The 8,869-nt window shown below is 36.2% G+C and carries 9 protein-coding genes and 1 tRNA gene; 9 read left to right on the top strand and 1 reads right to left on the bottom strand.

Annotated features, from left to right (window positions below; translation table 11 throughout):
- Both ACIQ2S_RS08635 and odhB read left to right on the top strand, forming a co-directional pair.
- A partial coding sequence (locus tag ACIQ2S_RS08635; RefSeq protein ID WP_396175017.1) for a 2-oxoglutarate dehydrogenase E1 component occupies positions 1 to 2,276 on the top strand: 2,276 nt, incomplete at its 5' end.
- An 80-nt stretch (positions 2,277 to 2,356) separates the two neighbouring features.
- Positions 2,357 to 3,586 (top strand): 2-oxoglutarate dehydrogenase complex dihydrolipoyllysine-residue succinyltransferase, encoded by a 1,230-nt coding sequence (gene odhB / locus ACIQ2S_RS08630; protein ID WP_396175015.1) that lies wholly within the window; start codon positions 2,357 to 2,359, stop codon positions 3,584 to 3,586.
- Positions 3,587 to 3,622: 36 nt separating this feature from the next.
- Here odhB and ACIQ2S_RS08625 read toward each other — a convergent pair whose 3' ends face one another.
- The gene (locus tag ACIQ2S_RS08625) at positions 3,623 to 4,075 is read right to left on the bottom strand and encodes a retropepsin-like aspartic protease (RefSeq protein ID WP_396175013.1); all 453 of its coding nucleotides are present in this window, start codon (positions 4,073 to 4,075) and stop codon (positions 3,623 to 3,625) included.
- 92 nt (positions 4,076 to 4,167) lie between these two features.
- Here ACIQ2S_RS08625 and ACIQ2S_RS08620 point away from each other — a divergent pair, with 92 nt between their 5' ends.
- From ACIQ2S_RS08620 to ACIQ2S_RS08590, 7 genes are all read left to right on the top strand, one after another.
- On the top strand, positions 4,168 to 4,935 hold the full coding sequence (locus tag ACIQ2S_RS08620) for a TatD family hydrolase (RefSeq protein WP_396175011.1): 768 nt from the start codon (positions 4,168 to 4,170) through the stop codon (positions 4,933 to 4,935).
- Between the two features lie 62 nt (positions 4,936 to 4,997).
- A complete protein-coding gene (locus tag ACIQ2S_RS08615) occupies positions 4,998 to 6,134 on the top strand; it encodes a 1-acyl-sn-glycerol-3-phosphate acyltransferase (protein WP_396175009.1) in 1,137 nt (378 codons plus the stop codon).
- Positions 6,118 to 7,152: an asparaginase gene (locus ACIQ2S_RS08610; RefSeq protein ID WP_396175007.1), complete on the top strand. Its 1,035-nt coding sequence runs from the start codon at positions 6,118 to 6,120 to the stop codon at positions 7,150 to 7,152. Before ACIQ2S_RS08615 ends, ACIQ2S_RS08610 begins: the two co-directional genes overlap by 17 nt.
- Positions 7,153 to 7,231: 79 nt before the next feature.
- Positions 7,232 to 7,319, top strand: a tRNA-Ser gene (locus ACIQ2S_RS08605).
- Positions 7,320 to 7,399: 80 nt separating this feature from the next.
- Complete coding sequence (locus tag ACIQ2S_RS08600) at positions 7,400 to 8,215, top strand: MotA/TolQ/ExbB proton channel family protein (RefSeq protein WP_396175005.1); 816 nt, start codon at positions 7,400 to 7,402, stop codon at positions 8,213 to 8,215.
- Between the two features lie 96 nt (positions 8,216 to 8,311).
- Positions 8,312 to 8,653, top strand: a complete 342-nt coding sequence (locus tag ACIQ2S_RS08595; RefSeq protein ID WP_396175003.1) for a hypothetical protein — start codon at positions 8,312 to 8,314, stop codon at positions 8,651 to 8,653.
- Positions 8,654 to 8,655: 2 nt separating this feature from the next.
- A partial coding sequence (locus tag ACIQ2S_RS08590; RefSeq protein WP_396175001.1) for an ExbD/TolR family protein occupies positions 8,656 to 8,869 on the top strand: 214 nt, incomplete at its 3' end.

Here is an 8,869-nt window from a genome sequence, read left to right as displayed (position 1 = left end):
TTGAATGGATTCAGAACCGATTGAATATCAATGATAATTTACCCAATTTTTCAGCAGACCAAAAGAAACATATTTTAGATAAATTAAACGAAGCGGTTTCTTTCGAGAACTTTTTGCACACCAAATATGTAGGTCAAAAACGATTTTCATTAGAAGGTGGTGAAAGTATCATTCCTGCTTTAGACGCATTAATTGAAACTGCTGCGGAACGAGGCGTAGAACAATTTGTGATGGGAATGGCACACCGTGGGCGTTTGAATATATTGGCCAATATTTTTGGGAAAGAAACCCAAGACATTTTCTCAGAATTTGACGGGAAAGATTACGACAAAGAATATTTTGACGGAGACGTTAAATACCATTTAGGTTTAACGGCTGACAGAAAAACAAAATCAGGAAAAAATATCAACATCAATTTAGCACCGAATCCTTCGCATTTGGAGACAGTAGGAGCCGTAATTGAAGGAATAGCCCGTGCGAAACAAGATAAATATTTTCCAAATGATTTTTCAAAAGTATTACCTATTGCCGTGCATGGTGATGCCGCTGTTGCCGGTCAGGGAATAGTCTATGAAATCGTTCAGATGTCGCAACTTGATGGCTACAAGACAGGCGGAACCATTCATATTGTTATCAATAACCAAGTAGGTTTTACCACCAATTATTTAGATGCTCGTTCGTCAGTTTATTGTACCGATGTTGCAAAAGTGACGCTTTCACCTGTATTACACATAAATGCTGATGATACCGAAGCAGTAGTTCATGCAATGTTATTTGCATTAGATTTCCGAATGACTTTTGGTAGAGATGTGTTTATTGATTTATTAGGTTACAGAAAATACGGTCACAACGAAGGCGATGAACCTCGATTTACGCAACCGGTTTTATATAAAATAATCGCTCGACATAAAAATCCGCGAGATATTTATGCAGAAAAGTTAATTATTGATGGGATTGTTGACCAAGCCTACATCAATAAAATTGAAAGCGATTACAAAGCTAAATTAGATCAAAATTTAGAAGCTTCCAGAAAAAAAGCGTTGACTATCATCACTCCATTTATGCTGAATGAATGGAAAGGATTTGTTCAAGTTAGTGATGATGAAATGTTGAAAAAAGTAACAACTACTTTCGATAAAAAGAAATTAGAAGTCATTGCTGATACTATTTCTACTTTGCCGGCTGATAAAAAATTCATAAGTAAAATCAGCAAAATTGTAACAGATAGGAAAACAATGTATGACAACGATGTTATAGATTGGGGTACTGCTGAGTCATTGGCTTACGGAACTCTATTGATGGAAGGATATGATGTTCGTATTTCCGGACAAGATGTTGAACGGGGCACTTTTTCACACCGTCATGCAGTGGTGAAAGTGGAAGACAGTGAGGAAGAAGTAATCTTATTAAACGGATTAAAAGATAAAAAAGGGAAGTTCAATGTGTTTAACTCGTTCCTTTCCGAATATGGTGTTTTAGGATTTGATTACGGTTATGCCTTAGCCAATCCGAATGCTTTGACGATTTGGGAAGCACAATTTGGAGATTTCTCCAATGGGGCACAAATTATGATTGACCAATACATTTCTTGCGGGGAAGACAAATGGAACAACCAAAACGGTATTGTTTTATTGTTACCGCATGGTTATGAAGGTCAAGGTGCCGAACATTCATCTGCCAGAATGGAGCGTTATTTACAATTATGTGCCCGTCACAATATGTATGTAGCTGATTGTACTACTCCTGCGAACTTCTTCCATTTGTTACGTAGACAAATGAAAACGAAGTTCAGAAAACCATTGGTGGTATTTTCACCTAAGAGTTTATTACGTCATCCTTCTTGCATTTCAACCAAAGAAGAGTTGTACAACGGAAGTTTCCAAGAAACTATTGATGATAACTCTGTAGATAAGAGAAAAGTAAAAACATTGGTGTTCTGTACCGGTAAATTTTACTACGACATTCTTGCCGAAAGAGAAAACTTAGGAAGAAATGAAGTAGCTTTGGTACGAATCGAGCAGTTGTTTCCTTTGCCGGTTGAACAATTAAAAACGATCATTGCCGGTTACCCAAATGCAGACGATTATGTTTGGGCCCAAGAAGAGCCTAAAAACATGGGAGCTTACAGCTATATGTTGATGAATTTTGACTTGGTAAAATGGCGATTAGCATCATTAAAAGCGTATGCAGCACCAGCTGCCGGCAGCCATACCCGAGACAGAAGACGTCATGCAGATGCCATCAGAATGGTATTTGATAAAAATTTATTTAGATAAAATTCGTTTCAAGTTTCAAGTTTCAAGTGGCTCATAACCTGAAACCTGAAACAATTTAAACTTTAAACAAAATAATAGACATGATTTTAGAAATGAAAGTCCCATCACCGGGCGAATCAATTAAAGAAGTTGAAATTGCTACATGGTTAGTAAAAGATGGCGATTATGTTGAAAAAGATCAAGCTATTGCTGAGGTAGACTCAGACAAAGCAACTTTGGAATTACCGGCAGAAGCCAGCGGAATAATTACTCTAAAAGCTTCAGAAGGTGACGCGGTTGCTGTTGGAGCTGTTGTTTGTTTAATCGATACTGCTGCTGCAAAACCAAGCGATGATACATCAAAAGTTGAGACGAAACCAGTAGCCGAAGCACCAAAAGTTGAAGAGAAAAAAGCGGAGACACCTAAAGCTGCTCCTGTTGCTGAGAAAACCTATGCAACACAAGCACCTTCGCCAGCTGCCCGTAAAATATTAGACGAAAAAAACATTCAACCATCCGATATCGTTGGAACCGGCAAAGGTGGAAGAGTTACAAAAGATGATGCAGTAAATGCCGTTCCGTCAATGGGAACTCCAACCGGAGGAAACAGAGGTTCAGAGCGAACCAAGTTATCAATGCTTCGTCGTAAAGTTGCTGAGAGACTTGTTTCAGCAAAAAATGAAACAGCAATGTTAACTACGTTTAACGAAGTTGATATGACTGCAATTTATGCTCTGCGTGCAGAATATAAAGATTCATTTAAAGACAAACACGGTTTAGGTTTAGGTTTTATGTCGTTTTTTACAAAAGCCGTAACGCGTGCTCTAAAATTATATCCGGATGTTAATTCCATGATTGACGGTCAGGAAAAAATTGCGTACGATTTTTGTGATATTTCAGTGGCAGTTTCCGGTCCAAAAGGATTGATGGTTCCGGTCATGCGAAATGCAGAAACACTTTCTTTTAGAGGTGTTGAAGCTGAAATTAAACGATTGGCAATTAGAGCTCGTGACGGACAAATTACGGTTGACGAAATGACCGGAGGAACATTTACCATCTCAAACGGTGGCGTATTTGGCAGTATGTTGTCAACTCCAATTATCAATCCACCGCAATCGGGAATTCTTGGAATGCACAATGTAGTAGATCGTGCGATTGTGAAAAACGGACAAATTGTGATTGCTCCCGTAATGTACGTTGCTTTGTCATACGACCATAGAATCATTGACGGACGTGAGTCGGTTGGGTTTTTAGTAGCGGTAAAAGAGGCATTGGAAAATCCTGTGGAAATTTTGATGGATAACAATCCTAAAAAAGCCTTAGAACTGTAGTTTTTAAGCAATATAGTAGAAGACCCGATACAGTTGTTATCGGGTTTTTTTATGAATCAAATATAAATAATGGTTGTAATAGTCGATAATTGCTTTTCCCGATAATAATATATCAGCACCAATAATTCCATGAACCGGTTTGGCTTTATATTGTCGCAAAGCTTCATTTACATGACTCATATCAAAGATGACCAAAGTAAAATCGGAGGTTTCCCAACGGCTTAATTTCAAAGTATTACTTTCAGAAAGATGTGTTTCCATACCTACGGCACCTGCACCGGAAGCGGTTGTTTTAGAAGCTTTTGAAGAGACGTTAAAGTAGGCTACATTTTCAAATCCGATGCAGCTATTGGAAGCCCCCGTATCTAATATAAAATTGCCTTTAATGCCGTTAATCGTTGCTTTGATCAATAAATGCTGCGTTTTTGAAACTTTAAATGGTATTTTTTTATAGCCTTTGCCTTTCAAAACGTCATGTAAATTTTTCATCGTAACTTTTTAGAAAGTCAAAAATAAGCTATTCATGCATTCTTTCGGCAAACCCACTACAACTTTGTATCTTTGCTACTTTACAACTACTTATGCAATTGACCGATACACACACCCATTTATATTCTGAAGAATTCAATCAAGACAGAGAAGAAATGATTCAACGAGCTATTGACGCCGGTGTTTCTCGCTTTTTTATTCCTGCAATTGATTCCACTTGTACCGCTTCCATGTATGATTTAGAAAAAAAACACCCCGACCATGTTTTTTTAATGATGGGATTGCATCCATGTTATGTCAAAGAAAATTATGAAGAAGAATTACAACATGTGGAAAATGAATTGGCACAACGAAAATTTGTTGCCATCGGTGAAATTGGAATCGATTTGTTTTGGGATAAAACGACTTTGGATATTCAAAAAATAGCTTTCAAACGACAGATTCAGTTAGCAAAGAAATACAAATTACCCATTGTCATTCATTGCAGAGAATCCTTTGATGAAATATTTGAGGTTTTAGAATCTGAAAAGAGCGATGATTTATTTGGAATTTTTCACTGTTTTACGGGAGATTATGCACAGGCCCAACGAGCCATTTCGTGCCAAATGAAGTTAGGAATTGGGGGAGTAATCACCTTTAAAAATGGTAAAATCGATACGTTTTTAAACCAAATCGATTTGAAACATATTGTTTTAGAAACCGATTCGCCTTATTTGGCTCCGGTTCCGTATCGTGGTAAACGAAATGAAAGTAGTTATGTTCGTTTAGTTGCCGAGAAAATTGCTGAATTATATCAAATTCCAGTTGAAGAGGTTGCACGAATTACCACTGCCAATTCCAAAGCAATTTTTGGTATTTAAAAGAATCGTAACACATAATTCACAAAAAATTTGTTCATTTGTGAATTCAAAACAGCTTAATGATGTCAAAATTTGACTCGATTCGACCTTTTTATGACAGTGAAGTAAACCAAGGAATTTGCTCGGTGATTCAACATCCGATGATGAAGGCTTTAATGAATTTTACCTTTCCTGAAACAGAAGAATATGATTGGATGAATCAATTAAAGAAAACACATTCGATACGTGATTTTCAAGTTAATTTTATTTACCAGTCAGTTCAAAAGGTATTGGAGCGAAGTTCCGAAGGTTTGACGACTTCCGGTTATGAAAAATTAGAAAAAAACACATCCTATTTATTTATCTCTAATCACAGGGATATTATTTTAGATACGTCTTTATTAAATGTTTCTCTTTATGATCATGGTTTGGTCATGACTGCTTCGGCAATTGGAGATAATTTGGTTAAAAAGGATTTTTTATTAAAATTATCAAAGCTCAATCGAAATTTTTTAGTGCAACGTGGTTTGTCTCCACGTGAACTGCTTCAAAGCTCCAAATTGATGGCGGAATATATTGCCCAGTTATTATTACGCGAGAATCGTTCTGTTTGGATTGCACAACGTGAAGGAAGAACGAAAGACGGTAACGATGCTACCCATCAAGGCGTTTTGAAAATGCTGGCGATGGGATCGGATGAAGATCGCGTGATGCAGTATTTCAAAAAAATTAAAATCGTCCCTGTTTCCATTTCCTATGAATATGACCCGACCGATGCTTTGAAAATGCCTCAATTAATGGCCGAAGCAAACAACGAGAAATATATTAAGGAGAAGAATGAAGATTTTATAACCTTGCTTAGTGGGATTATGGGTCAGAAAAAACGGATTCATATTCATGTGGGTGCCGTCTTGGATAAAGAGCTGGATTGGATTGAGTCGGAATTTGACAATAACAACAAACAAATCCAAGCATTGGCTCAAACAATCGACGATTCAATTTTGTCGACCTACAAACTTTGGCCAACCAACTTTATAGCCTATGATTTGTTGCATAAGTTCGATAAATTCTCTGCTCATTATACCGAAAATGAGAAATCTCTATTTGAACGAAGATTGGAAATGAAAATTGACGCCAACAATCAAGCGATGGTTGAGAGCTTCTTAGCTATGTATGCCAATCCGGTGGTTAATAAAATGAAGTATGAACCAGCACTCTAAGGCAAAAATATTACTCATCTATACCGGAGGAACTATTGGTATGATGAAAGATTTCGAGACAGGAGCTTTGAAAGCCTTCAATTTTAAAAAATTACTAACGCGTATTCCTGAATTAAAACTTTTGGAATGTGAGATAGAGACGATTTCTTTTGAACACCCAATCGATTCATCCAATATGAATCCGCACAGGTGGGTTGAAATAGCAGAAATTATTGAAAGCAATTATGATTCTTTTGACGGTTTTGTTGTGTTACATGGGTCCGACACGATGTCTTACAGTGCATCTGCTTTGAGTTTCATGCTTGAAAATTTGTCAAAACCGGTGGTATTTACAGGATCTCAGCTTCCTATTGGTGATTTACGAACAGATGCAAAGGAGAACATGATCACAGCGATACAAATTGCTGCTTTGCAAAAAAACGGCGTTCCCGTTATTAGAGAAGTATGTTTGTATTTTGAATATAAACTGTATCGCGGCAATCGAACTACAAAAATAAATGCAGAGCATTTCAATGCTTTTTCATCACCCAATTTCCCGCCATTAGTAGTTTCAGGTGTGCATTTAAAAATCAACCACGAACTTTTAACAAAGAGTTCTATTTCCAAAAGCTTGGTGGTTCACAAATATATGGACACCAATGTGGTCATCATAAAATTATTCCCCGGGATTAATGAATCGGTGCTGCATGCACTCTTTTCAATGCCCGAATTGAAAGGTGTAGTGCTTGAAACTTACGGAGCAGGTAATGCTCCTACGGATGAATGGTTTGTTTTACTATTAAAAAAGGCAATAAAAAATGGAATTTACGTTATAAACGTGACACAATGTTCGGGGGGCAGTGTGTCAATGGGGCATTACGAAACGAGTACATTACTAAAAAAAATCGGTGTAATTTCAGGCAAAGACATTACAACTGAGGCAGCTATAACAAAATTAATGTATTTGATTGGGCAAAATGTTTCAGCTAAAGTGTTCAAAACCATTTTCGAAACCTCTTTACGTGGAGAATTGTCATAAAAATAACGGATTAAATTTTTCCAAGTGAGATTTTTTTTGTTATTTGGCACTCTTAAAATACGTGCTTTAAAAAATGCAAGGAGAGGTGTCCGAGTGGTCGAAGGAGCACGCCTGGAAAGTGTGTATACTCCAAAAGGGTATCAAGGGTTCGAATCCCTTTCTCTCCGCATAATTTTAAAATTGTATTATAATTAAAAATTAATTTATACCTTTAACCTGTTAACTAATTAAAATTAAGAACAAAGAAATGAAAAGACTATTTTCTATTTTAGCTATCTCTGGTTTATTAATGTTTGGTACGGCCCAAGCTCAATCAGATACAACTCAAACTTCTGAACCAACTGCTCAAGCAGCAGCAGTTGAAACAACTCCAGCAGACGCAACTGCTACTGAAGCTTTGGCTGAAGACACTGTAGAGTCAACAGAAAGATCATTTACGCAAGAAGTAAAAGTGCGTTTTATTGAAGGAGGTCCCGGTTTTATGGCCCCTATTTTATTATGTTTAATTCTTGGTTTAGCAATTTCTATTGAAAGAATTATTTATTTAAATTTTTCAACAACCAATTCCAAAAAATTAATCAAACAAGTAGAAGATGCCTTAGCTTCTGGTGGTGTGAATGCTGCTAAAGAAGTATGTAGAAATACAGCAGGTCCTGTTGCTTCTATTTTTTATCAAGGGTTAGACCGTATAGATCATAGTATTGAGTCTGCAGAGAAAGCGGTTGTGGCATACGGTGGAGTACAAATGGGTCAGTTAGAGAAAAATATATCATGGATTTCTTTGTTTATTGCCTTGGCTCCAATGTTAGGATTCTTAGGAACAGTAATCGGGATGATTATTGCATTCGATAAAATCCAATCAGCTGGTAATATGGACGCTTCTTTAGTAGCGGGAGGTATTAAAGTAGCGTTAATAACAACTGTATTTGGTCTAATTGTTGCGATGATACTTCAAGTTTTCTATAATTATATTATTGCAAAAGTTGATTCTATTGTAAATGATATGGAAGATTCATCTATTAGTTTAGTAGATATTCTCGTGGACTATAAAAACAAAAAATAATTTCTAATAACTTTTGTTATGAATTTAAATAAATTAACTAGGATATTAGTACTTGTTGTAAGTTTTTTATCGATAATATTTTGGGTCACTATAACAGTGGCAGAAGAGATGGATGGAGGCCTTATTTCACCAATGATTAATCTTTCTTATGTAGTGTTTGTAATAGCTATTTTATTAGTACTATTTTACTCTATTAGAAATCTAATTTCTCAAAAAGGTAGCGAGCTGAAAAAGACATTTATTAGTGTTGGAGCCTTTTTAATACTAATTGTTGTATCGTATATTTTTGCTGATTCAACACCAATGACGATTGGAGGTGATGATTTTTCTGCTACTACTTCCAAAATGGTGAGTACAGGTTTGAATGCTTTTTACATTATTGCAGTAGTTGCAATTTTGGTAATGTTTTTAACCGGATATAACCGTATTAAAAAATAAGTATGGCAAAGAGAAAAGCACCGGAAGTTAATGCCGGGTCAATGGCGGACATCGCTTTCTTACTTTTAATCTTTTTCTTAGTTACAACAACTATTGAAACCGATTCAGGGATAAACAGAAAGTTACCTCAAATTGAGGAAAAAAATCCAAATCCACCGGAGATAAAGATGAAAAATATTTTCACTGTTTTGGTTAATAAAAATGACCAATTGCTCG

The organism is Flavobacterium sp. (assembly GCF_044371705.1).
In the GTDB taxonomy this organism is placed as follows: domain Bacteria; phylum Bacteroidota; class Bacteroidia; order Flavobacteriales; family Flavobacteriaceae; genus Flavobacterium.
Note: the sequence above shows the minus strand (reverse complement) of the source record. Positions and strands in the feature narration are given on the sequence as shown.

Coding starts and splice junctions, on each gene's coding strand:
- ACIQ2S_RS08610 (WP_396175007.1), top strand. CDS start 6,118: ATGAACCAGCACTCTAAGGCAAAAATATTACTCATCTATACCGGAGGA.
- ACIQ2S_RS08615 (WP_396175009.1), top strand. CDS start 4,998: ATGTCAAAATTTGACTCGATTCGACCTTTTTATGACAGTGAAGTAAAC.
- ACIQ2S_RS08620 (WP_396175011.1), top strand. CDS start 4,168: ATGCAATTGACCGATACACACACCCATTTATATTCTGAAGAATTCAAT.
- ACIQ2S_RS08600 (WP_396175005.1), top strand. CDS start 7,400: ATGAAAAGACTATTTTCTATTTTAGCTATCTCTGGTTTATTAATGTTT.
- ACIQ2S_RS08625 (WP_396175013.1), bottom strand. CDS start 4,075: ATGAAAAATTTACATGACGTTTTGAAAGGCAAAGGCTATAAAAAAATA.
- odhB (WP_396175015.1), top strand. CDS start 2,357: ATGATTTTAGAAATGAAAGTCCCATCACCGGGCGAATCAATTAAAGAA.